This is a genomic window from Priestia sp. D3YE.R1, from assembly GCF_049199565.1.
GTDB classification, from domain to species: Bacteria; Bacillota; Bacilli; order Bacillales; family Bacillaceae_H; genus Priestia; species Priestia aryabhattai.
The window spans coordinates 557,532-581,107 of record NZ_JBLTHW010000001.1 but is presented as its reverse complement, the minus strand read 5'-3'; the positions used below and the strand labels follow the sequence as shown (position 1 = coordinate 581,107).

General features: G+C 39.0%; 28 protein-coding genes. 3 read left to right on the top strand and 25 right to left on the bottom strand.

From position 1 onward, the window contains the following. Window positions 1-8: 8 nt before the first annotated feature. Both ACOZIR_RS03055 and ACOZIR_RS03050 read right to left on the bottom strand, forming a co-directional pair. Window positions 9-1,025: a SepM family pheromone-processing serine protease gene (locus ACOZIR_RS03055; protein ID WP_310878416.1), complete on the bottom strand. Its 1,017-nt coding sequence runs from the start codon at window positions 1,023-1,025 to the stop codon at window positions 9-11. After that, the gene (locus ACOZIR_RS03050; protein WP_045292862.1) at window positions 1,015-1,812 is read right to left on the bottom strand and encodes a patatin-like phospholipase family protein; all 798 of its coding nucleotides are present in this window, start codon (window positions 1,810-1,812) and stop codon (window positions 1,015-1,017) included. Before ACOZIR_RS03050 ends, ACOZIR_RS03055 begins: the two co-directional genes overlap by 11 nt. 466 nt (window positions 1,813-2,278) lie before the next feature. On the opposite strand from ACOZIR_RS03050, the gene ylbJ reads away from it, so the two are divergent. After that, the gene (ylbJ, locus tag ACOZIR_RS03045; RefSeq protein ID WP_045292864.1) at window positions 2,279-3,487 is read left to right on the top strand and encodes a sporulation integral membrane protein YlbJ; all 1,209 of its coding nucleotides are present in this window, start codon (window positions 2,279-2,281) and stop codon (window positions 3,485-3,487) included. Window positions 3,488-3,545: 58 nt separating this feature from the next. Here ylbJ and coaD read toward each other — a convergent pair whose 3' ends face one another. Together coaD and rsmD are read right to left on the bottom strand one after the other, a co-directional pair. Next, on the bottom strand, window positions 3,546-4,040 hold the full coding sequence (gene coaD / locus ACOZIR_RS03040) for a pantetheine-phosphate adenylyltransferase (protein ID WP_013058982.1): 495 nt from the start codon (window positions 4,038-4,040) through the stop codon (window positions 3,546-3,548). A 35-nt stretch (window positions 4,041-4,075) separates the two neighbouring features. Continuing rightward, window positions 4,076-4,645 (bottom strand): 16S rRNA (guanine(966)-N(2))-methyltransferase RsmD, encoded by a 570-nt coding sequence (gene rsmD / locus ACOZIR_RS03035; protein WP_013084870.1) that lies wholly within the window; start codon window positions 4,643-4,645, stop codon window positions 4,076-4,078. 611 nt (window positions 4,646-5,256) lie between these two features. Here rsmD and ACOZIR_RS03030 point away from each other — a divergent pair. Further along, window positions 5,257-5,643 carry a DUF7147 family protein gene (locus tag ACOZIR_RS03030; RefSeq protein ID WP_013084871.1) on the top strand — a complete coding sequence of 129 codons (387 nt, stop codon included), beginning with the start codon at window positions 5,257-5,259 and terminating at the stop codon, window positions 5,641-5,643. Between the two features lie 75 nt (window positions 5,644-5,718). Here the strand turns inward: ACOZIR_RS03030 and ACOZIR_RS03025 are convergent, their stop codons facing one another. Beyond that, window positions 5,719-5,994, bottom strand: a complete 276-nt coding sequence (locus tag ACOZIR_RS03025) for a YlbG family protein (RefSeq protein ID WP_013058985.1) — start codon at window positions 5,992-5,994, stop codon at window positions 5,719-5,721. Window positions 5,995-6,071: 77 nt separating this feature from the next. Between ACOZIR_RS03025 and ACOZIR_RS03020 the strand changes: the two genes are divergently transcribed. Beyond that, window positions 6,072-6,386 (top strand): hypothetical protein, encoded by a 315-nt coding sequence (locus ACOZIR_RS03020; RefSeq protein ID WP_045292867.1) that lies wholly within the window; start codon window positions 6,072-6,074, stop codon window positions 6,384-6,386. 5 nt (window positions 6,387-6,391) lie between these two features. Here ACOZIR_RS03020 and ACOZIR_RS03015 read toward each other — a convergent pair whose 3' ends face one another. The 20 genes from ACOZIR_RS03015 to trpE all read right to left on the bottom strand — a co-directional run bounded on the left by ACOZIR_RS03015 (window position 6,392) and on the right by trpE (window position 23,435). After that, window positions 6,392-6,838, bottom strand: a complete 447-nt coding sequence (locus ACOZIR_RS03015; RefSeq protein ID WP_045292869.1) for a YlbF family regulator — start codon at window positions 6,836-6,838, stop codon at window positions 6,392-6,394. Between the two features lie 100 nt (window positions 6,839-6,938). Then, complete coding sequence (locus tag ACOZIR_RS03010; protein ID WP_045292871.1) at window positions 6,939-7,325, bottom strand: hypothetical protein; 387 nt, start codon at window positions 7,323-7,325, stop codon at window positions 6,939-6,941. Window positions 7,326-7,424: 99 nt separating this feature from the next. After that, window positions 7,425-7,661, bottom strand: a complete 237-nt coding sequence (locus ACOZIR_RS03005; protein ID WP_045292872.1) for a YlbE-like family protein — start codon at window positions 7,659-7,661, stop codon at window positions 7,425-7,427. A gap of 5 nt (window positions 7,662-7,666) precedes the next feature. After that, a complete protein-coding gene (locus ACOZIR_RS03000) occupies window positions 7,667-8,077 on the bottom strand; it encodes a YlbD family protein (protein ID WP_013058989.1) in 411 nt (136 codons plus the stop codon). An 82-nt stretch (window positions 8,078-8,159) separates the two neighbouring features. Next, the gene (locus tag ACOZIR_RS02995) at window positions 8,160-8,747 is read right to left on the bottom strand and encodes a DUF1405 domain-containing protein (RefSeq protein WP_045292874.1); all 588 of its coding nucleotides are present in this window, start codon (window positions 8,745-8,747) and stop codon (window positions 8,160-8,162) included. A gap of 136 nt (window positions 8,748-8,883) precedes the next feature. Continuing rightward, window positions 8,884-9,651 carry a menaquinol-cytochrome c reductase cytochrome b/c subunit gene (locus ACOZIR_RS02990; RefSeq protein WP_013058991.1) on the bottom strand — a complete coding sequence of 256 codons (768 nt, stop codon included), beginning with the start codon at window positions 9,649-9,651 and terminating at the stop codon, window positions 8,884-8,886. Window positions 9,652-9,762: 111 nt separating this feature from the next. Beyond that, entirely contained in the window at window positions 9,763-10,437 is a 675-nt protein-coding gene (qcrB, locus tag ACOZIR_RS02985; RefSeq protein WP_013058992.1) for a menaquinol-cytochrome c reductase cytochrome b subunit, read from the bottom strand. 3 nt (window positions 10,438-10,440) lie between these two features. Continuing rightward, on the bottom strand, window positions 10,441-10,941 hold the full coding sequence (locus tag ACOZIR_RS02980; protein WP_415381708.1) for a ubiquinol-cytochrome c reductase iron-sulfur subunit: 501 nt from the start codon (window positions 10,939-10,941) through the stop codon (window positions 10,441-10,443). 204 nt (window positions 10,942-11,145) lie between these two features. Beyond that, window positions 11,146-11,604 carry a YpiF family protein gene (locus tag ACOZIR_RS02975; RefSeq protein ID WP_224357771.1) on the bottom strand — a complete coding sequence of 153 codons (459 nt, stop codon included), beginning with the start codon at window positions 11,602-11,604 and terminating at the stop codon, window positions 11,146-11,148. 117 nt (window positions 11,605-11,721) lie between these two features. Continuing rightward, the gene (locus ACOZIR_RS02970; RefSeq protein ID WP_013058996.1) at window positions 11,722-12,267 is read right to left on the bottom strand and encodes a ReoY family proteolytic degradation factor; all 546 of its coding nucleotides are present in this window, start codon (window positions 12,265-12,267) and stop codon (window positions 11,722-11,724) included. A 97-nt stretch (window positions 12,268-12,364) separates the two neighbouring features. After that, on the bottom strand, window positions 12,365-13,621 hold the full coding sequence (locus ACOZIR_RS02965) for a tetratricopeptide repeat protein (RefSeq protein WP_014458357.1): 1,257 nt from the start codon (window positions 13,619-13,621) through the stop codon (window positions 12,365-12,367). Window positions 13,622-13,924: 303 nt separating this feature from the next. Then, a complete protein-coding gene (gene aroA / locus ACOZIR_RS02960; protein ID WP_045292878.1) occupies window positions 13,925-15,214 on the bottom strand; it encodes a 3-phosphoshikimate 1-carboxyvinyltransferase in 1,290 nt (429 codons plus the stop codon). Between the two features lie 21 nt (window positions 15,215-15,235). Then, on the bottom strand, window positions 15,236-16,336 hold the full coding sequence (locus ACOZIR_RS02955; RefSeq protein ID WP_421535507.1) for a prephenate dehydrogenase: 1,101 nt from the start codon (window positions 16,334-16,336) through the stop codon (window positions 15,236-15,238). A gap of 72 nt (window positions 16,337-16,408) precedes the next feature. Further along, entirely contained in the window at window positions 16,409-17,512 is a 1,104-nt protein-coding gene (gene hisC / locus ACOZIR_RS02950) for a histidinol-phosphate transaminase (protein ID WP_411303773.1), read from the bottom strand. Window positions 17,513-17,516: 4 nt separating this feature from the next. After that, window positions 17,517-18,332, bottom strand: coding sequence for a tryptophan synthase subunit alpha (gene trpA, locus ACOZIR_RS02945; RefSeq protein ID WP_029714672.1), 816 nt, complete (start codon window positions 18,330-18,332; stop codon window positions 17,517-17,519). After that, on the bottom strand, window positions 18,319-19,533 hold the full coding sequence (trpB, locus tag ACOZIR_RS02940; RefSeq protein ID WP_045292887.1) for a tryptophan synthase subunit beta: 1,215 nt from the start codon (window positions 19,531-19,533) through the stop codon (window positions 18,319-18,321). The genes trpA and trpB overlap by 14 nt, the downstream gene beginning before the upstream one ends. Next, window positions 19,530-20,156 (bottom strand): phosphoribosylanthranilate isomerase, encoded by a 627-nt coding sequence (locus ACOZIR_RS02935; RefSeq protein WP_045292889.1) that lies wholly within the window; start codon window positions 20,154-20,156, stop codon window positions 19,530-19,532. Before ACOZIR_RS02935 ends, trpB begins: the two co-directional genes overlap by 4 nt. Further along, complete coding sequence (gene trpC / locus ACOZIR_RS02930; RefSeq protein ID WP_045292891.1) at window positions 20,146-20,913, bottom strand: indole-3-glycerol phosphate synthase TrpC; 768 nt, start codon at window positions 20,911-20,913, stop codon at window positions 20,146-20,148. Before trpC ends, ACOZIR_RS02935 begins: the two co-directional genes overlap by 11 nt. Then, the gene (gene trpD / locus ACOZIR_RS02925; RefSeq protein WP_045292893.1) at window positions 20,903-21,928 is read right to left on the bottom strand and encodes an anthranilate phosphoribosyltransferase; all 1,026 of its coding nucleotides are present in this window, start codon (window positions 21,926-21,928) and stop codon (window positions 20,903-20,905) included. Before trpD ends, trpC begins: the two co-directional genes overlap by 11 nt. Next, a complete protein-coding gene (trpE, locus tag ACOZIR_RS02920) occupies window positions 21,921-23,435 on the bottom strand; it encodes an anthranilate synthase component I (protein WP_310878413.1) in 1,515 nt (504 codons plus the stop codon). The genes trpD and trpE overlap by 8 nt, the downstream gene beginning before the upstream one ends. Window positions 23,436-23,576: the final 141 nt, after the last annotated feature.

Genomic DNA, 23,576 nt, shown 5'->3' with positions numbered 1-23,576 from the left:
CGATTTTTTTATGGTTTCATCTTTTCTAAATATGTTACGGCATCCGAAAATGAATCTACGGGTACAATTTTCATATCACTGTTTATTTTTTTAGCTGTCTTCACCGCTTCTCGGTAGTTAGAGCCAGCAGCTCCTTTTTCATTTGGTGCAAAGAAAATCTCTGCTCCTTCTTTATCTGCGGCTACAATCTTTTGCGAAATACCTCCGATTGGTCCTACCTCTCCTTTATCATTGATCGTCCCTGTACCTGCAACGCGGTGGCCTTTTGTCATGTCCTCTTTAACAAGCTGATTATAGATTTCAAGCGAGAACATCAGTCCTGCTGAAGGCCCTCCTATTTTTTCAGTATCAATATGTATACCTGGCTTGACTTTTAATTCTTGGTTCGTTTCTAAGGCAATTCCTAGGCCTACTCGTTTCGGCTCGTCAGGAAATGCTTTAACTTTTAAAGTATGTTTGCTTTCTTTGCCATTTCTTTTTACATAAATTGATACTGAATCTCCTGCTTTTTTAGTCGATACATAGTTGATTAAGTCCTCAGCAGTTTGAATTTTTTTCTCGTCTACTTTCGTCACTACATCTCCAACATGAAGTTTTCCATGTGCAGGCATATTTTCTACAACATATGTAACATATACGCCTTTATTGTGATAGGAAACGCTCTTTCCAGCTGCTTCATATGCTACTGAAATAGCGGCATTTTTTGACGTATCCATCATATGTAATTGCCTTGTCGAGTAATCTTCATCGCTTTCACCCTGCTGCAAAATTTGCTTTGTAGGGAAAATTTCATGAAAGTCCTGTATTTTCGCAAGACCATATGAAAGAGGAGTTGCTCTGCCCATTCTTACAGTTGTAAGCATAAACGTCCCTTTTTCATGGTATCCATCTTCTACCTTAATAATAGGCGCAAGTTCTTCTGCCATTCCAGGCTTTGTAATGTAGTACGGCAATGGATAAAAACAAAGCATTGCCACCACTGCAATAACAGCCAAATATACCAAAATTCTAATTCTAGATTTCACTTTTTTTGTTCTCCTTCCAATGATCAATTGCTTGTAGAATAGAAGGCAACTGCTCATGCGCTGCTTGTTCACCAATTGAAATCATTTCTTGAATGTTTGTAAACGCCCTGGAACTAAAGGTATCGAGATTAGGGCGAATCATAATGTCTGAAGCAATGGTCCGATGAGCTACTAGCTCATCTTGCAAAATATCTAAACTTTGCATAATGACATCAAAAATGGAGCTGATTTCTGCATTCACTTTCGCTTTTGATACATCGACTCCAATGACAATATCAGATCCCATCTCTTTTACAACCGATACAGGAATACGGTCCACTACCCCGCCGTCTACAAGCAATCGCCCATCAATTACTTCGGGAGCAAAGATTCCTGGAATTGAAATACTTGCTCTCACTGCTTCAGCGATAGGTCCTTTTTTAAACACCACTTTCTCTCCTGTTTTCAAATCTGTCGCTACGATGGCAAACGGTATAGATAACTGTTCAATGTTTCTATTTTGCGTAAAGGTGCGAACCAACGACTTTACTCTGTTGCCCGTAATAAATCCCATTTTGGGCACGGTAAAATCCAAATAATACTTTCGTTTGAACGTTAGCGCCATTTTATAAAGAGTTGCCAGTTCAATACCTGACGCATATAGTGCACCAACTAAAGCTCCCATGCTGCTGCCAGCTAGAAAATCAATAGGAATGTTATTTTCTGTTAGCGTTTTGATTACTCCTAAATGTGCAAAACCTCTAGCTCCACCTGAGCCTAACGCAACTCCTATTTTTGGGCTTTCCACTTTACCTGCCCCCTCGTTTTACCTTATAGACTTCTAAAAATGTAAAAACATTTGATGAGCTTCTCTATCATTGTTGCCCTGTCTTCAGTAGGACTATTCTTCATTTTCTATTTGTTCATTTGGTATGAAGCTAAAGATATGTTTTGCTCAATCCACGGTGGTTATTAAGCATTATACTATACTGAAGGTTGTTTTAAGAAATTCTTACTCTTCTCTTGCTGCGTATACGTTTTTTTACTCCTTGACTATCCTAGAGGTGCATTGATTTATGTATATGAATTGTATTTCCAAATGTGACAAGACGCCTTTTTATTCAGTATGAATTTATTTTCTCCTTACACATAGGCATAAAGTCGATGCATAGCTTCGTATATTGATATATAGAAGAACTTGTACATTTGCCTAAAACTCCTCATTTCATTCATATCAAAATGACGTGAGCTTAGAAAAGGAGATGAATCGTTCGTTGAATAAATCGATGGTGAAAACACTTCTGCTCGGGACGAGCGTAACACTTCTCGCTATTGCGCTTATCGTATATCCAAAAGAAGCGCTAGAAGGTTCAGTAAGAGGTCTCAACACATGGTGGAAGGTCGTCTTTCCTTCTCTCCTGCCCTTTTTTATTGTTTCAGAAATGCTTATTGGGTTTGGCGTAGTGAAGTTCATTGGGATCTTATTAGAGCCGTTTATGAGGCCTTTATTCCGAGTACCTGGAGTAGGGGGTTTTGCTTTAGCCATGGGCATGGCTTCTGGGTTTCCTTCCGGTGCAAAAATCACTTCCCGGCTGCGCCAAGAAAAGCAGCTAACAGCTACTGAAGCTGAAAGACTCGTATCATTTACTAACTCATCTAACCCTATTTTTATTTTTGGAGCTGTGGCAGTTGGCTTTTTTCACAATCCAGCTGTCGGTATCATATTAGCTCTCTCTCATTACATAGGGAATATTTGTGTAGGACTGGTGATGCGTTTTTATGGATCAGCAAAACCTAAAGGACAAGTAATTCAAAAACCTTCTTTATCGTTAGCTTTTCATGAAATGCATAAAACGCGATTAAAAGATAAGCGTCCTATCGGGAAGCTTTTAGGAGATGCGGTTACTTCTGCAGTTCAATCTCTCTTAATGATTGGCGGTTTTATCATTTTATTTTCTGTATTAAACAAACTTTTATATGTTACTCATATCACGGCCGTTTTAAGCAGTGGTCTAGCTTATTTATTTTCCCTTTGTCATATAGGGACTGAACTGAGCCTGCCCTTTATTTCGGGACTTTTTGAAATCACGCTAGGAAGCCGCCTAGCAAGCGAAGCACCGGACACGCTGCTGTTTCATCAAATTATTATCGTTAGCTTTGTATTAGGCTTTAGCGGTTTCTCCGTTCAAGCACAAGTGGCTAGCATACTCGCCGAAACAGATATTCGATTTTTCCCGTTTTTTATTGCACGCATTTTCCACGGGTGTTTTGCGGTAGTATTCACTATCTTTCTATGGGGTCCTCTTCGAGAATCCATTACTACTTTTCAAGCATCTGAAGGAGCACTGCCGGTTTTTTCTCACTTGGAGTCCGTTACGATTCTATCGCAGTGGCTAAACGTGTACGGTCCGCTCTTAACGATTTTTACGCTGTGCTGCTATATTTATATATATTCAAAACGAGCGTTTCTTCATCGTTCCTAGTAAAAAAGAACGTGACGTTTTCTTATCGGCAAAGAAAACGTCACGTTCTTTTTTTATCTTATTTTTGAGACAGCTGTTCAAATTTTTCCGCAAGCGCTTCTCTAACAGGGGGAGGAACTAATTCAGAAATATTCCCGCCATATTTAGCTACCTCTTTTACAATACTAGAACTCAAAAACGAGTATTGATTATTTGTCATCATAAATAATGTTTCGATTTCTTTATCTAATACGCGATTTACAGATGTGATTTGCATTTCGTACTCAAAGTCCGATACTGCACGCAAACCTCTTAAAATGGTCTTTGCCTGCTTTTCTTTTGCATATTCCATTAATAATCCACTGTACGACTCTACTACCACATTAGGAAGTGATTTTGTTACTTCTTTCAGCAAAGCTACTCGCTCTTCCCCTGTAAATAGAGGACTTTTTGAGGAGTTATTTAAAACAACCACATAAATCGTATCAAATACATTTGCGCCTCTTTTAATAATATCAAAATGTCCATTTGTAACTGGATCAAAGCTTCCTGGACAAACAGCTATACTGCCCATACGTATCCCCTTTCTACATCTAACAGCTCATTGATTTATTCAACTGATTCTTCTTTTTTGTATGTATAAATAGAAACACCAATGATACCGTACGTTTCGCTTTTTATTTTTTCAAATAAACCAATCTCATTATCTAAATGTACATCATGAGAATGCTCCGCTACAATAATTCCTGTTTTTGCTAGAAGATTTTCTTCACTTACCGTTTCGATAAGCGCTTTCAACTTTTGTGCTTTATACGGTGGATCAAGCAAAAGTAAATCGACAGTCAGCTCCCTTTTCTTTATCGCTTTCAGTGCACGCTCTGCATCATTTCTATACACTTCAGCGCGGTCTTCTAAGCGGCAGGATGCTAAGTTTGCTTTAATCGTCTGAATCGCTTTGCCATCCCGATCCACAAAAATGACTTTATCTATTCCTCGACTTAGAGCTTCAATTCCCAAGCCACCGCTTCCACCGAACAAATCAAGAGCTGTTCCACCTTCAAAAAACGGTCCAATCATATTAAAAATAGCTTCTTTCACCTTATCTGTTGTAGGGCGGGTTGAGTATCCTGGAACCGCCTTTAACGCATGGCCTTTATATAAACCTGCTACTACTCTCATCCTTATCACTACCTTACTTTTACTTCCTTATTCTTCATTATCCTAACATATTTTGAATTACAAAGACTAGCAAAAATCCTCAATTTATTCAATGCTGTATGCATTCTGTGCAATAACCCAGAAGCTTGCTTTTATGCTGGACTTTTACGACCGTGTCCTTAGATACACTGATTCTTTTCTAAAAGATACACCTATGCAGATCATTCGGCATTTCGTTCATAGCAGATTCCCTTTACTTTAATATGTCATCATAAACGTAAATTTACCCTTTTTCTCTGTCATATTATCAGTCTTTTATGTTTCAAAAGTGAATTTCACAAGACAGGTATATGAACGTTTAAAACGGACATACTGACTAGTAACAACATCATCTAACCGATGTTGTTGCCAACCGCGGAGAAGACTTACGTTTCCCCATAAGTTCTTCCTCCGGTTTCTCCTCTCCCTTTGCCTTCATCAAGGTGCTTGTAATCGCAGAGGTGATTACATCCCTTTGTTGAAGGGCCCTACAATGAGTAGTTGTAGGGATTTTTTTATTTACTCCTAAAATATTCAGTGATACATTAAACTACGTGAGTTTGCTTTTTTAATACATAGAGGGGGAAATACATATGATTCAGCGTTTTATTGAGCTCGGAGAAGGGTATTCAGATATTTATGAGCTGTTAGAGATTGTCAAAAGCAACAAACATCGTCTTGCTCATCTTATTATGCTACGAACAGTAAAAGAAGATCGACAAGTAGCTTCTTTTGTCGCTGTCTTGCATCCAACAGCTGAAGGGAATTTCCAACCGCTTTACGTTTGCCGAGAAGGAATTGTTTTAAAACAAAACGACAGCAAGCGCGTTGAGTTATTTAAACGAGCTGCTGAGGAAGCGGGAAAAGAAATTGTGGTACTCGATGTCAAACCATCTACTACTTTTCCAGAAACAGCACTATACTATCAGCACCTTATTGGCATTTTGCGAATGAACCGCTTTATTCCGCCAATGCAATAACCTCATCGCTGCCTATTCGTTTGCTAAGGCCAAGTAAAATAAAAAAAAGGAATGTACACTACATTCCTTTTTTGTTTAAATTCCTATCTTATAGTCATATTCCTTCGCTTTATCCGGCTTTGAATTTTCGAATTCTGTTTTTAAAAACGGCCGATAAGAAGGATCTACTTTCTTCACAAAAGGTAGAGACTGAAGTTTATGGATTGTTTTTTCAATGCCATCTTGGTTGCAATATAAGACAACATACTTTAATTCTTTAGATACGTAATGTACATTTCCGTACTTTCGCAATGCTTTTGCTTGCTTAACAGAATGCACATACGCCACAATTCCTTGACGTTCAACAAACATATTTAGTTCCCCTTTTGCATACGTTATATTGGTTTTCTTTATCATAAATTCTTTTATATGAAGTAGGTGCTTTATGTATGAATTTAGATGATATCTGGATGATCTTTCTTACTCATTTTAACGAGCACAGAGCTATTGAACAAGTCATTTTCAAAAAAATCACAAATATACCCTTTTTGTATATAAACACATCAATTGAGCGTAGAAAAATAGATGAGCTTCTAGAAGCTTCATCTATTTTTGCTACATCCAATACAAATGCTACGTGGCGCTCGAGTTTTGTCAGAAGTCAGCATCTTACTTATGTCTATCAGCACAGGTTTTACGTTCCACAGCGTAAAATGGCCTGCTGCGGAAATTCCTGTGCTGATTGCATTCGATTTATACAGTGAACGGTTTAAGCGCTGCACCCACAGCTTCCACCAGATCCGCAGCCGCCGCCGCAGCTGCTTCCCGTATCAAAAAACGGATTTCCCGTCGGTACTTTAACGTGCTCTGAAACAGCTTGACCAAGGATAACGCTAATTTCATCAAGCAGCTTTTGTAATTCATTTTCTGCTTTTTTGAACGCAGCGATTGTCGCGTGTAAATCAACTTGACGCTTTACATCACGTACTTGTCTCGTAACGGTTTTATAATCAGGATGATATTTCCCAAATCGCTGAACATCCTCATACTGTTCCTTTATTTTCACAAATTCAGCAATTAATGCCTGTGCATGTGAATCTTTATTTAATCTATATAAACATTGACGATAGTTCTCGGCTACGTCTGATTGTAACACCATGTTAGCTACGTGATCAGACTCATCGAGTAATTCAACAGTTCTCATTGTTGTCAGCATGGCTGTGCACCTCCGTTTTTATCTTATCACGTTTTGGATCTAAAGAAAAAGAACTTGCTAAAACAGCTTACACTGATTTACTACAAGTTCTACTTTTTAACTATATAATTTCAACCGTAAAGGTATTACTCACCTGATAACTTTCTTCTTTTGATTTCATTAGTTCAATCGTAACCGTATGAGATCCTTTTGGAAGATCACTTAAAACAAAGGCTGCTTGCTTCATTTCTTTAAATGGTATTCCATCTACTGTTATTTGAAGAAATCCACTCTCTGTTGAAAATGAAAACCCACTTAGAATACATTCAACGTATACGTTCTGTCCTTTCACATGCTGGTGGACCATCAGTGAAGGTTTTGCATTCGTTTCACCAAAAGTTTCAGCTGCCCGCGGTTGAGAGGAAATTTTAGTTTCAGGTTTTGGTTTATCATGGTTGCATCCTAGCAGAGAAACTACACATAAGGCCGTCGTTAATAGTAAGCGCATCATACCATTCCTTTATCATTCGTTTCTCCATAGTGTTTACAAACTCTTTGTTTTTACTCATGACGTGCAAAAATCTCTGCATCGCTATGTATGCAGAGATCATTGGTTTTTCATGGATTGAAACATATGAAACATCATATTTGCCATTTGAATCGAATTCGAAAATTTTTCGACTTTATGAGGAATCGTTTGTTTGTAGTAATGTTTGGATTCTAATTCAAATTTATCCAGTTCTTCAGGATTTCTAGATAAACGCCGGTACCACATTGGCTGTTCACGAACGAAGTCGTTGAGCTTAGGACGAGACTGCATATACTCGTATATATCCTTTCTCATTGCGCTTAATCTTTCCTAAAGCCAAATGGATTCCCTGGCCCGGAAGCTGCTCCTCCACCTGATGGCTTAGATGGTTGAAATTGCTGCAGTACTTGTTGAATATTCGAAATAGCGGAATTTACATTTGTGATATGATTTTGCATTTGATTCAAGTCCATGTTTTTCAGCGAGGATACAATTGTACCCATAATATCTTTTTTCTCCTCTGTTGCAGCAGCTGGTTCAGCCTTTGCACTTTCTTCTGAACGATATGCCTCCCACATTGGATCTTCTGCACCGAATAAATACCAATCTTCATAAAGCTCTTTCCACGTTTTTTGCTGCTTTCGAACCTGTTCTACTAATTTAGGATGTGATTTTACAAATTGTTTAAATTCCACAACGGACGGATGAAGCTCTCGTTTGGTTTCCTTCACAGTCACTCACCTCATACTTAAATATAGCCTACTATATCTTAGGAAAAGAGAGCTCGTTTCGTGCGCCTATTTCAAAAATTTTTTATAGCTGTTTTTTTGAAGAAGCACGAACTGTGAACCAGTATGTAATGAAAATAGATAAAATGCTTAGCCAAAATGTAAAATAACCAATTTCAGACATATACGCATTGAGCATGCTATATCTTGGCATCATAGAAAAAACGTAATCAATGATATCATTATGTACGGTCCATACAGCGGCAACAGCTAAATGCCATAATTTAATCCGGTAAAACGGTACGTATAAAAGCCCTTGAAAAGCCATTGCTGCATGAGAAACCATTAACATAAGCATCATCCAATCAATGTATCCTGTTAACACATAGACCAATACATTCATTATAACGGCCCAAATCCCGTATTTAAACAGCGTGATCATTGCTAAAGCTTCAAATAGTGAAAAATGTTTTCCAAGTAAAAGACCGATAAGTACAATAACAAAAAACAAGCTTGCCGTTGGACTATCAGGTACAAATAATAAAAACTTCTTAGGCGTTTCTGCTAATTGACTACCATACCAAATATATCCATATATTGTTCCTAGTATATTCACAATCAGCAAAAGCGTTAAAAAACGCTTATCTTTTAAGGTATACCATAACCAGGCCATTTAAAGAGTCTCCTTTACATTTAATCTCTTCTTTATTATGTACAGTTTTTGGACAATAGCAAGCACCTATCTCATTGATATAAACCATCACATTAAATAAATTCAAAAAAAAAACCAGCCTTTTGGCTGATTTTCATTATTCTTTTCCTAAGTTGCCGACAAATTCCGAGAGCGTTTTCAATTCTTTATCTGAACCTTTGAAAACACCTTTTGGCATATTGCCTTTACCATTTTTTGCGATATTGGCGATTTCTTCAGGAGATAAATCAATTCCTGTTAAAGCCGGAGCCGCAGGGCCTCCCTGTAAATTATCACCATGACAGGTCAAGCACGTTTGCTCTTGCATAATTTTGTAGCCTTCTGAATTTTTGTCAATCGCTACTTCTTCTCTAATTTTCCCTTGCTCTTCGCGTGCTTTCCAATCCACCTGTGTCGCTGACTGCCACGTTAGGAAAAAGACTGCTGCTATAGCCAAAAGCATGAATCCTGTCGCAAACGGCCTCTTAGCCGGTCTTCTTTCTGGTCCTCGATCAATGAACGGGGCAAGCATTAATGCGCCAAATGCAATCCCCGGAATAATAAATGCACCTATAATATTATATGGACCAGAAGCAAATGAATACTTAAGCAATTGATATAGAAACAAAAAATACCAGTCGGGAAGAGGCAAGTACCCCGTATCAGTCGGATCGGCAATACGTTCAAGAGGAGATGGATGAGCGATGGTTAAACATAAATAACCGATTAAAAAAACTGCTCCTACCATCCATTCTTTTAGTAAAAAGTTTGGCCAGAATGCTTCTGTTTTCCCTGGAAATTCAGAGTAATCTTTTGGAATATTGGGTTTTCGTTCTGCAGGAACACGTGAATCTCCAACAAACTTCATCCCTTTACCACGATGCATGTTCTCCCTCCTTTTTTCTCACTGTTCTAGTGAAAGTACTAACAACGGAGTATGTGCTTGATGCATATGATGACTAGTGTGATTGACTAATTGAATAAAGCGTATAAACTTTTATAGTGGTCCTGAAATTCCTTGTTTACGAATCATTAAGAAGTGGGCACCCATTAAGCCAAGTAGGGCTCCGGGCAAAAAGAATACGTGAATGGCGAAAAAGCGAGTTAGTGTTTGAGCACCAACGATGTCTGGATGTCCTGAGAGTAATGTCTTCACTTGCTGGCCTATAATTGGTGTGGATTCAGCAATTTGCAAACCTACTTTCGTTGCAAATAGCGCTTTCATATCCCACGGCAACAAATAACCTGTAAAACCTAAACCTAACATAACAAAGAAAATTAGCACACCCACAATCCAGTTTAACTCGCGGGGTTTTTTGTATGCTCCTTGGAAGAAAACACGAAGTGTATGTAAAAACATCATGACGATAACCAAACTTGCTCCCCAGTGATGCATACCTCGAACAATTTGTCCGAAAGCGACTTCATTTTGCAGATAATAAACGGATTCCCATGCATTTTTTATATCTGGTACATAATACATGGTTAAAAACATGCCTGATAAAATTTGAATAACGGTAACAAAAAACGTCAATCCCCCAAAACAATAAACAAATGCTGAAAAGTGATGTGCAGGATTTACGTGCTCTGGCACTTCATGATCGGCCACATCTCGCCATAAAGGAGTAATATCTAGCCGTTCATCCACCCAGTCATAGATTTTATTCAACATTTTCTATGCCCCTCCTTGTGGTTTGGCTTTTCCTAGATACAACGTACCGCTTTTTACTTTTTGAACGTATACATCTAACGGTCCCATCGGTGGTGTCCCCGGTACATTTTTACCGCTTTTTTCATACATTCCCCCATGACAAGGGCAGTAGAAACGATGTGGATAGTTTTTGTCACCAGCCCAGTTAACCGTACAGCCTAAATGCTTACAAATTGGTGACAGCGCGACGATTTCACCTTTATCAGTTTTGTACACCCAAGCTGATCTTGGTTCTTCTGATTTATGCCACGCATCCACTTGCTTGATTTTAAAATCGACACGTTTCGGCTCTTTTGTAATGTCTTTAACCTGCGCTACAGCTACTAAATCCTGACCCGCTTCTTTTTCCAAAATTGGATCTACTGCAAAGCGCACCATTGGCATTAACATTCCAGCAGCCATAAATCCCCCTACACCAGTGAGCGTATAGTTTAAAAACTGTCGTCTTGATACCCGATCACCCATGCTTTTCCCCCCTTTAAAAAAGTTCAGTCCAGAGAATTTTGGACACATGATGGACCATTCTATTAAACTAGGACATAATCATGATATATTAATATTTCTGGAAGGTCAATACAATAAAAACCTAAAACATGGAAATAATCTTTATTTTTCTAAATTTTTCGTCATTATTTTGTTTGCGCTTCCATTACTTATTCTACAGTCTTTTTAAACACTCCATTTCTCTACAAAAATCGGCAGGAGCTGTTGAACTTGTTCATGTATGAGCGTATACTTATGCGACTCGTCTATATGCTCAAGCGGTAAAGCAGGTATCCAAATGCAGTGAGCCCCTATTTCTTTTTCATACTGCAGCCAGTCTCGGTCGCTAGTAAGCACAAAAAGATGTTTGACTTCATTGTCATTTATATGCTCATTCCAGCGAAGTAATGTTTCATAAACAGCAGCTACTCCATCTTTTTTTAAGTATGTAAAACTAGGTGTTAAAATCACTCTTCCTTTAAATTGCCTCTCTAACTCTTCAGTAAGAGCAGTCGTATATTCACTCATAGATGCAGTAAGCTTTAAATCTTCTCCGAAATCAATTGGAATGAGTGGAACCAATACGGTATCAACATAACTTTTGGATTGTAAATACACATCCATTTCCTTGGCCTGCAGCTTCAACTTTCTTCTCCTTCCAGCAAGCTTGCTAAGGCTTGTCTTATTTATTTTCCAAACTGAATAAGGAGATAAAAAAAGAGATTGACCTTTTTCTAAGAAGCTAGCCAATCTCTCGTTTATCTACTGTACATAATGGTTATTTAAATATTCGCTTAAGCGCTGAAATTCCTCTTTATCATTTTCATCTAATGCTTTATCAATTAGTTCCATGATTTTTGATCGTTGAAATTTCTGAATAGATTCTTCCAATATTTGCTCAGCTAATACTCTGTCTTTTTCATTTGTTTGATTAGCTTTTGGCATATACGGATTGTCTTCCAGTACAGCCACATATTGAGGCGATGAATACAACGATCGGAAGTTTAATTGAATATAAATGTCTTCTTCTCGATTCAAACGAATATCATGAAATGATTTTTCTGCATCGGTTGTCATGATATTTTCTTTATAAAAACGAAATGGAGGGTCTTCCACACAGTGCGTAGACATCACCATCCCGCGAGGACAAAACTGTGCTTGCTCAACGAAGTGAACTCGTTTCATCAATTGATCATGGCTCATCAAATAATTTAAAATCCATACACATTCTCTTCGCTTCAGCTGATAATTCGTTAAAAACCAGCGAACAAATTCTTTTTTCTCGTTGACAGTAACAGGGGTCGTCATATTCTCACTTCCCTCCTCTGTGTTTAAACTCTCAGTTAAAACACCTTTTACAGTTATTTATTCCACACGGCAGCAATAAAATCCTCTGAACTATTATTTATTCTTCTAATTGAAATAATATGTCTTGAATTTCATCTACTGTTGGATCCATAGCTAATAAGGCTTGGAAAATCCCCTTCGCTTTCGAGCGCTGTCCTTCTTCTAATAAGAAGTAGCCATACTCTTCTAAAAACGCATACTCTTCTTTAAAAACAGTGTATGCAGATTCGTAGTATTTTAGCGCTTCTTCATAATTTTCTAATTCCTGGTGAGCTTTTGCTAAATCCCATTCAAAATGGGGGTCATGCTCATTATATTCTTTGGCATGCTCGATATTCTCTACTACATCTTCATATCTCTCTTGACTCATATAAAGTTTAGAGAGAGTTAAAATGGCTTCAATATACCCTGGATCTAGTGCAATCGCTTGTTGAAATGCCGATTCAGCCTCTTCTTCTAGACCGCGCTTTAATGCAATCTTACCTTTAAAAAAGTATAGTTCTTTTTGAAATTCATCCTGTGCAATACCTTCGTTGACAGCCACCGCAGCCTCTTCTAGCATCTCTTCATGTTCATATGATTTTGCTAAATATAAATAAAGAGAATGGTACTCACGGTCTAACTCTTTTAGTTCTGTGAACTTTTCAATAGCGGTCTGATAATGACCTGCTTGATACGCTGAAATCGCATATTCAAATAGTGTGTTAATCTCAAGCTTATCTTTTAACGCTTGATCAAAGTAAGGAAGTGCTTCTTCGAACTGGCCGATACCTGCTAAACTTTCAGCTAATCGCTGACGAAGATCCGTACCGTTAAATTCTTTTTCAGTTTTTAGCAGCGTTTGATAAAAAGGAATTGCCTTTTGATAAATTCCTTGACTGCTGTAAAATTCACCGAGCCCAAAATCTATAACCGGCTCATTTGGCAGCATTTTTTTCGCTTCCATTAACTTTTGCTCACTTACTTCACTAAGGCCTTGCATTTGATATAAGTCAGCTACAAGAAGCAGAGCTGGCACGTAATTATCGTCTTCGCTGCTAATTTGATTTAAAATATGAATTGCTTCTTCTTCTTCTTCTAAATCAATGAGCATTTCAGCTTTTAATAAATACAGCTCGCCTTCTTCTGGATATTTAGCGATGAGCTCGTCTATTAAAGGCAGCGCATCATTTACTAGTCCCCACTCCTGCAGCTGTTCAGCCATTAAAAACTTTTCTTCGTCTGTAGCTTTATCTTTCAATTCATGAATAAGGGCAAGACCTTTTTCAATTTCATTGGATTCTACGTAACCTATCGCGCGGTCTAGTTCTTTCACACACAATTCTCCTTTATTATTACATTCACTTTTTATATAAAAATAAAACGAATTAATTTTCTATTTTCCCCAAACCGAAGCAAGAACACATGCTTCTATACACCATGATAAAATAGTTTGAGCGTTTGTTCAACAAATCAATTTGAATACGCTTACATTTTTTAGATAAAAACGAGATTGAGACGTGAAACCTACATTCCCCATCTCAATAAAAAATCCGAACGAATTTGATTCTTCATCAAGAATATCAATTTATCGTTCGGATTTCCCTTCAACCAAAATGCGTTTTTCCCGGCCTCTTTCTTATTCGCTTAGTTTATTAAGATCTTCAAAGAAAGTAGGATAAGAAACGTGAATGGCTTCACTTCTATTTAGCGTTACATCTCCTGTTGCAATGGCTGCTGCCACCGCAAGCATCATTCCAATTCGATGATCTCCGTAGCTGTCTACTTCACCGTGTTGTAAGACCGTCTTGCCTTCAATAATGAGTCCATCAGCTGTTGGAGCAATAGATGCACCAAGCTTGCTTAACTCCGTCGCAACCGTATCGATACGGTTCGTTTCTTTTACTTTTAGTTCTTCCGCATCTTTAATAACCGTTTTGCCAGTTGCCTGAGTCGCCAAAAGAGCGATTACTGGAATTTCATCAATTAAACGAGGAATTAAATCGCCCCCAATTTCAATCCCTTTCAACTGAGACGTTTCAATCGTCAAATCGCCAATAGGCTCTCCATTTTGAATACGTTCATTGGAAATTGTAAGGCATGCACCCATTTGCTGAAGCACATCAATAATACCTGTTCTTGTAGGATTGAGTCCGACGTTTTTCAAAACGATTCGGCTGTTTGGAACAATGGCTCCTGCAACAAGAAAGAATGCAGCTGAAGAAATGTCCCCAGGGACGTACACATCCGTTCCGCGCAGGGATTGTCCTCCTTCAATACTTACAGTCGTTCCATCTACCTCTACGTCTACTCCAAATGCGCGAAGCATACGCTCTGTATGGTCGCGTGATGTAAAAGGCTCGGTTACTTTTGTTGTGCCTTCGGCATGAAGTCCCGCAAGTAAAATCGCCGATTTTACTTGTGCACTTGCTACAGGAGAATGGTAATGAATTGCTTTTAATGCTCCTCCTCTAGTAGATAAAGGCGTATATTGGCCATGCTCACGCCCATCAATCTTTGCACCCATAGAGCGCAGCGGCACCGTAACGCGGCTCATTGGACGCTTGGCAATTGACTCATCTCCAATTAGAGACGTATGAAATGGCACACCGGCAAGAATCCCCAGCATTAAACGAGTAGTTGTTCCTGAATTTCCTACATCTAGGATGGAAGTAGGTTCACTTAATCCTTCGATACCTTTACCTTCCACTTCAACATACTCGCCTTCTCTTTTAATCGATACACCCATCTTTTCAAAACAAGAGATAGTACTCAAGCAATCTTCACCTGCTAAAAAATGATTAATCGTTGTTTTCCCTTCTGCCATCGCTCCGAACATCACAGCTCTGTGAGAAATCGACTTATCCCCGGGAATAGAAATTTCTCCTTGAAGAGATGAAAGATTCGTTTTTAATGGTTTTCCACTCATTTCATTCACACCTTTCGTACATTAAGAAATAAACGTCTGATATTGATGCTGATGGAGACACGCTCTTGCCCGCTTTCTATCTTCCTCTGTTTGAAAGCTCAAACGTAATACTCCGTATATGTCTTCTCGTGTTTCTAAAATTCGAATGTTTGTAATACTGATTTCATCTTCTGCTAAATAACCGGTCACTTCTGAGATAATACCCGGATAGTCAGGAACATCCACATAGAGATCGTAAAAGGATGGAATTGCTCCTTTGGTTCGTACAGGAAGCCGATCTCTAAATTGTTTTGCTTGTGAAAAATATGTATAGATATCGTTCGCATCTTTTCGTTCGATCATATTTCGCACGTCGTTCATTTCTTCAAGCCAGTGGTCAAACATTGACAGAAGCGCATCCTGGTTATGAAGCAAAATATCTCTCCACATCGCTGGACTGCTTGAAGCAATACGTGTAATATCACGAAACCCTCCAGCCGCAAGCTGCGAAACTAGCTGATTGTCTTGTTGGTAATGTTCTGCTTGATGAACAAGGCTTGCAGCAATAATATGTGGAAAATGGCTAATGACACCTGCTAATTTATCATGTTCTTTTGGTGACATCACAATAATTTTAGCTTTTGTACCATTTAGCAATTCCTTTAAGCTGTCTAAAGCCTCCGAAGAAGTAGAAGATGAAGGTGTTAATACATACATTGCATTTTCAAATAAATGAGCTTTAGAAGCAGCTACTCCGCTTTTATGAGACCCCGCCATTGGATGACCGCCGATAAACTCAATGCCTTTAGAAATAAGAACCTCGGCTGTCTTCACGACTTCTTCTTTTGTACTTCCTACGTCTGTTACGATGACAGACTGCTTGAGCGTAAAGTGTTCGAACTGTTTTAGTACTTCCGCTGCTTGGTTGACCGGAATGGCAATAACAATATAATCCGCTTGCTCAGCGCCTTGTTGCAGAGAAGAAGCCGCTTGGTCAATTACGCCTAGAGTTTTAGCGAGCTCCAGCTGCTCATGATTAATGTCAAAACCTATTACATCAAGATGATGATGCGTCTTTTTTATATTAAGCGCAAGAGATCCTCCAATTAATCCCAGGCCTATAACAAAAACATTTCCTTTCACTTTCCTTCACCTCATTGTACATATGAAGATGAGAGTGTGAAATCACACTCTCATCTTTTACTATATTAGGTATTAAGCTTTCGCCGTTTCTTGGTTAACAAACTGCTGAAGCAATTCAATGATTTGTTCATTTTGTTCTTTTGTTCCCACCGTAATACGAACAGAAGTTGGGAAGCCTAGTGCATTCCCTGAACGAACGATAAATCCGCGCTGCAATAAAAATTGAAACACTTCATCGCCTTGACGGCCAAAATCAATTAGAACAAAATTAGTGAAAGAAGGATAAAAGTTTAAGCCATTCTTATCACAGAAAGCATAGTACTGCTGCAAACCTGCTTCATTTTTCTTTTTGCACTCTTCAATGAACGCTTGGTCTTCAAGAGCAACGATTGCTGCTTTTTGAGCCATGCGGCTTGTATTAAAAGGTTCACGAGCCGGCTCAATTTTTTGTAGCAATGATTCGTTTGCAATACCGTAACCAATACGCAAAGAAGCTAAGCCGTATGCTTTTGAAAATGTGCGAAGTACAATTAAGTTTTCGTATTGATTCAAAAGCTCTACCGTATTCGGATAGTCGGCTTGATCTGCTGCATACTCAAAATACGCTTCATCCATAACAATTAACGTATGCTTAGGAACTTGTTTCATAAAGGAAATTAATTCATCGCCCTTCACATACGTTCCCGTTGGGTTATTAGGACTGCATACCCATACAATTGTCGTATTTTCATCAATGGCACGAAGCATAGCATCTAAATCATGATCTCCACCGCGCAGCGGTACTTCACGAATTTCTGCACCTTCAATTACGGCATTGTGCTTATATTGAGGAAATGATGGCGTTGGCATGACAGTATTTGTATCAGCCGATAGCAAAGCTCGGCAAATAATTTGAATGACTTCATCAGACCCATTTCCAAAAATCAGCTGATCTTGCTCTACACCTACGTGTTTTGCTACTGCTGCACGCAGTTCAGCTGCATAACCGTCTGGATAAAGCGCCATATTTTCAATTTCTGCAGCAATCGCCTCTTTTACTAAAGCAGAGCTGCCGTAAGGATTTTCATTGGATGCTAATTTTACAACGCGATCTAAATTAAATTCACGCTTCACTTCTTCAATTGGCTTACCTGGTTTATATGGAGATAAAGTTAGTAATTGTTCTTTTACCTTCACCGTGTCACACCTCGCATTTTTGTATAGGCGAAACGATGGATGCAACATACTCCTCAATTTGATTTAATCCGTCTCGGCGTGTATCCTTATTTAAAAGAACTTCTTCAAGCTGGCCAATTTTATTAACAATTGCACTTCCAATTACAATGCCGTCGCTGTGTTCTTTTAATACCTCTACTTGTTCGCTTGTTGAAATCCCAAAACCGACGGCAACCGGTATAGAAGCTGCTGCTTTCACATCTTCTAAAAAGGTCCCAATATCAGGTGGCAACGTAGAGCGAACCCCGGTAACGCCTAAAGACGACACGCAGTATAAGAAGCCCGTTGCATCTGCAGCAATTTTTTGAATACGCTCTTTAGATGTAGGAGCAACCATTGAAATATACACAACTTCATTTTCAGCGGCAAGCTCCCGGATACGGCCACTCTCTTCGTACGGTAAATCCGGAATTAGCACTCCATCTATTTCATTTTCTCGCATTAACGCGAAAAAGGATTCTAAACCTAATTGTAACACAGGATTAAAATAGGTAAAGAGAATTACCGGTATTTTCACACCTTTTTTTCTCATCACCGATACAAGCTTAATAGCTTTTGAAATAGACATGCCGCCAGATAAAGCTCTTTTAGACGCCTCTTGAATAATTGGACCATCTGCTAAAGGATCGGAATACGGTACGCCCAGCTCTAAAATAGAAGCACCTTGCTTTTGCAAAGACAAAGCAATCTCCACCGTTGCATCTTCATGAGGATCTCCCGCTGTAATAAATGGAATAAATAATGTTTCATGTTTAGGTAGTCTCGCTTCAAACGTATTCATGTTCTTCTTCCTTCCCTTCTAGCAAGTTTACTAATGTATGAACGTCCTTATCTCCTCGACCTGATAAGCAAATTAAAATGGTTTCTTCTTTCGTCATGCTTTTAGCCAGTTCAAATGCTTTTGCTAGCGCATGGGCGGATTCAATAGCCGGGATGATTCCCTCTGTTTTCGCCAATAGCTGAAGAGCTTCGATTGATTCATCATCCGTTACACTTTCATATTCTACTCGTCCAATAGATGAAAGGTGAGAATGCTCTGGACCGATACCCGGATAATCCAAACCTGCTGAAATAGAATAAGGCTCTGTAATTTGACCATTTTCATCTTGAAGTAAATACGTGAGCGTTCCGTGAATAACACCTTTTGTGCCTTTAGCCATTTTAGCAGCATGAAGGGCTGTATTTAGTCCTTTCCCCCCTGCTTCTACCCCAATCAAGCGTACATTTTCTTCTTTAATAAAATCATAAAACATGCCGATTGCATTACTGCCGCCTCCGACGCATGCCACGACAGCATTCGGAAGTTTTCCTTCTACCGCTGTAAACTGTTCTTTTGCTTCTTCTCCAATAATTTTTTGGAAATCTCGAACCATTTTAGGATAAGGATGCGGTCCAATTGCCGAACCAATTAAGTAAAAATGATCTTCACAGTGTTGAACCCAGTAGCGAATTGCTTCATTTGTTGCATCTTTTAGCGTTTTTGTTCCAGAAGTTGCAGGAATGACTTCTGCTCCTAGAAGCTTCATGCGAAAGACGTTCAACGCCTGACGTTCAATATCTTCTTCTCCCATGAATACTTTACATTCCATTCCGAACTTTGCAGCTACTGTAGCTGTCGCTACCCCGTGCTGACCCGCTCCTGTTTCAGCAATAATTTTTGTTTTGCCCATACGTTTAGCCAGTAAAATCTGTCCAATGGCATTATTGATTTTGTGAGCACCCGTATGATTTAAGTCTTCACGTTTTAAATAAATTTTTGCTCCGCCGAGTGTTTCGGTAATATTATCAGCATATGTTAAAGCCGTTGGTCGCCCTGAGTAATTGACGAGTAAGGATAGATATTCATCTTTAAATGCTGGATCTTTCATTGCTTCATTCAAAGCTGCTTCTACTTCTTCCAGTGGTTTCATTAATGTTTCAGGTACGTATTTTCCGCCAAATTCACCAAAGCGGCCAAATTCATCAGGATGATTGTATGTCATAGTATGATCTTCCTTTCAATCTCTATAATTTTTGTATAGTCCTTCGTTCCATTTGTTTCAATACCGCCAGAAATATCAATCGCCCCAGGCTTGTAAGGTAACAAGTTCTCAATGTTAAAAGCATTGATTCCTCCAGCAATAAAGCATTTTTTACCTAACGTTCGTGCAGCTGATTCATACTGAGGAACGAAGCTCCAATCAAAAGCGACGCCCGTTCCTCCGAATTGTTCTTTAACCTTGCTGTCAATTACATAACCGTCAGCTTCTTCATATACATGCATTTGCTGCAGCGTCTCTTTATTGTGCGGGAGTGCTTTCCACACTTCATATCCACGCTGCTTTAACTCACGTACTTCAGCAGCTGTTTCTTGCCCGTGGCACTGAATAACCTCTAAATTTGTCACGGAGGCAATTTCAAGCATTTGATCCACCGGTGTATTAACAAATACCCCTACTAGCGAGACTTGTTTTTTTATTTCATCCGTTACAAACTCATTTACTCGTTCAGGCTTTACATATCGTTTACTTTTAGGGTAGAAAATAAAGCCAATGTGAGTAGCAGCCGACTTTTCGATTAAAGCTATATCTTGTTTTGATCGAATACCGCAATACTTAATAAGCATATTCACTTTCCCCAAACAGCTTTTCAATCGCTTTGGTTTGATTATCCTGTCTCATAAGCGATTCTCCTACTAAAATAACTTTTGCTCCAGCTTCTTTTACGTAGGAAACATCATCGTATAAGTAAATGCCGCTTTCACTCACTAACAGCTGATCTTTCGGAACGTGCTTGGCAATTTCTTTGGTCTGCTGCACGCTGGTTTCAAACGTATGAAGATTTCGATTATTAATGCCAATAATTTTCGGCGTAAATACAGCTAACAGCTGTTCGAGCGTTTCTAAAGAATGCACTTCTACTAAACAATCTAACTCTTTTTCAGCAGCTTGAAGATAAAGCTCTTGCAATTTTAATGGTTCAAGTGCTTCTCCAATGAGTAAAATAGCATCGGCACCAATTCGTGCACTTTCTTCCACTTGAATGGAATCAATGATGAAATCCTTGCGAAGTACAGGAATAGAGACATGCTGTTTAATATCACTTAAAAACGTTCGATGTCCTTGAAAATAGTGCTGATCCGTTAACACAGACAAAGCATCTGCTTTTCCTTCCTCGTAGGCTCTAGCAATTTCCACAGGCTGAAAATTCTCTTTTATTAATCCTTTGGAAGGAGAGGCTTTTTTTACTTCTGCAATAAGAGCCAGCTCTCGATTCGGATTTGATAAAGCTTCTAAAAATGATCGTTTTGTAACATTTTGCTGTTCCGGTAACTGTAGGTTTTGAATTTCTTCTTTTTTTGTTTCAATAATTTTATTGAGCATGTTCAACCACCTTTTTCGATTTCAATCGTTGTAATTGCGTGTATGCAGCACCTGATTCAATTGTTTCTAAAGCTACAGCTACTCCTTCTTCAAAAGTAGAAACGTTTCCGCTAACGTAAATAGCTGCAGCAGAGTTCAACACGACTGCATTTTTAGCAGTTACATTACTTTTATTTAAAAATAGAGATTCAATGAGCTCTGCACTCGATTTCGCGTCTTCTACCACCAAGTCTTCAAGCTTCCCTCTCTGTAAGAGTACATCTTCTGGTGCAAGCGTATATTCTGTAATGACATTGCCCTGTACTTCTACAACATCCGTTACATCCGTGGCACTAATTTCATCTAAACCATCTCTGCCCGCAACAAGCAGGACGTGATTCGCTCCCAGTACAACAAGCGCTTCTGCTAATTTCCGTGCAAGCTCAATAGAATAAACGCCGATTACTTGCTTTGTGCAGTTAGTAGGGTTTGCTAACGGACCTAATGCATTAAAAACGGTTCTAAACCCTAATTCCTTTCGAGTAGCAGCAACGTGCTTCATAGCAGGGTGATAAAGCGGCGCAAATAAAAAGGACATGTTGAGGTCAGCCACCGCATTTTTCACTTCTTTTTCATTTCCTTGAATCCATATATCCAGATGTTCTAACACGTCTGCACTTCCGCTTTTAGAAGACACGGCGCGATTCCCGTGTTTCGCAACCTTTACTCCGGCAGCAGATGCCACAATCGCACTAGCCGTCGAAATATTAAAAGTAGAGGCGCCGTCTCCTCCCGTACCGCACGTATCTACTACGTTTAATTCTTCTAGAGAAATAGCATTCATATTGTTTTTCATACCTCGGACAAACCCAACAATTTCATCGACGGTTTCTCCTCGGTACGTTAAGATGGTTAGCACGCTAGCAATTTGAGCTGCCGGGACTTTACCGTTCATAATATCATTCATAATTTTTTCTGCTTCTTCCGCTGAAAGTGACTCGCCGCGCAAACACTTTTTCAACAATCCTTTAAACATATACATCCTCCTTTTTATCGTAGATGTCTTGAGCTAATTGAATTGTTTTAATTAAAGCGCTAGCTTTATTGCGGGTTTCTTTCCACTCAAGCTCCGGTTTTGAGTCAGCAACCACTCCTGCTCCGGCCTGTATATAAGCGGTTTGGTCTTTCAAAAGAATGGTGCGAATCGCAATGCACGAATCAATGTTTCCATCAAATCCGAGATATGCTACGGTTCCTGCATATACATTTCGCGCAACTGGTTCAATTTCATTTAAGATTTGCATCGCCCGCACTTTTGGAGCGCCAGATACGGTACCCGCTGGAAATGCAGAAAGCAGCGCATCAATAGGATGTACTTTTTCATCCAGGCGTCCTGTCACTTTAGAAATCAAGTGCATGACGTGCGAAAAGTTAACCTGTTGCATTAATACTGGCGTTTGGACACTTCCATACTGTGCAACTCGGCCGATGTCATTTCTTGCTAAGTCCACGAGCATATAGTGTTCTGCCCGCTCTTTTTCATCGTTAATTAAGTCTTCATACAAGCGAGCATCTTCTTCTGCATCTCTGCCGCGTCTTCTCGTTCCTGCAATTGGATGAATTTCTAAATGGCCGTTTTCAATTTGAATCAATCGCTCAGGGGAACTTCCGATCAATTCCACTCCCTTTACTTTCACGTAAAATAAATAAGGAGAGGGATTAACTAATCGCAATACTCTGTAAATATCAAATCCAGCTACGGTCGTATCAATTTGAAATCTCTGCGACAATACGGCTTGAAAAACATCTCCGCTTTTAATGTATTCCTTAATTTTTTCCACATCTTGCACAAATTTATCTTTTTGGTATGACGATGTCACGCCTTCAAAGCTAACTTCGCGCTGCTCGCTTTCAAACATCATGGGCTTTTCTTTCACCGTCTGCGCTATTCTTTCAACATATCGATTGATCTCCGTTAGAGCTTCGTTATATTTTTCTTTTTTCTGCTGTTCTTTATCTTGCTCATCAAGCTGAATGTAATGAATCACCATAAGCTCTTTTGTTTGGTGATTATAAGCGAGCATCGTTTGACAATAGATAAAGTGAAAAGTAGGCATGTTCAAATCGTTTTGAGCATGTACGTTTACTTTTTCAATTTGCGATACTGCGTCGTAGCTGATAAACCCTACTGCTCCTCCTTTAAAAGGAAGTGCAAGGTCTGGTACTTTCACTTTCAGCTCTTGCTGAATTTTACAAAATACCTCTTTAAAGCTGTCTCCTTGCAGCACAGGTTGAAGCTGCTTGTTTTTCGCTAGATAGGTTCCGTTCTCTTCTTCTACATACAAAAATGGATTCAAGCCAATAAAAGAATAATTGGACCATGGTGATGATTCATCATTACTTTCAAGTAAATATACAGCTTCATCTTTTACCTGTTGAAAAAGATCAACAGGTGTCATGCTATCGATAAATATTTTTTTTATGATTGGAATGGTTAAATACTTTGTAGAGTCTTCTAAAAAAGAAGTATACGTGTTCGTCATATCTTTCAATCCTCCATTTCATGGAGAATGAGAATAGATGAGGTGATATAAAAGAGGATATAATAAATAAACCCAAAGACACATCAAAAATGGGCCTTTGGGTATACGAATGGTAAAATTCACTCAACTAAACTCTGCTCA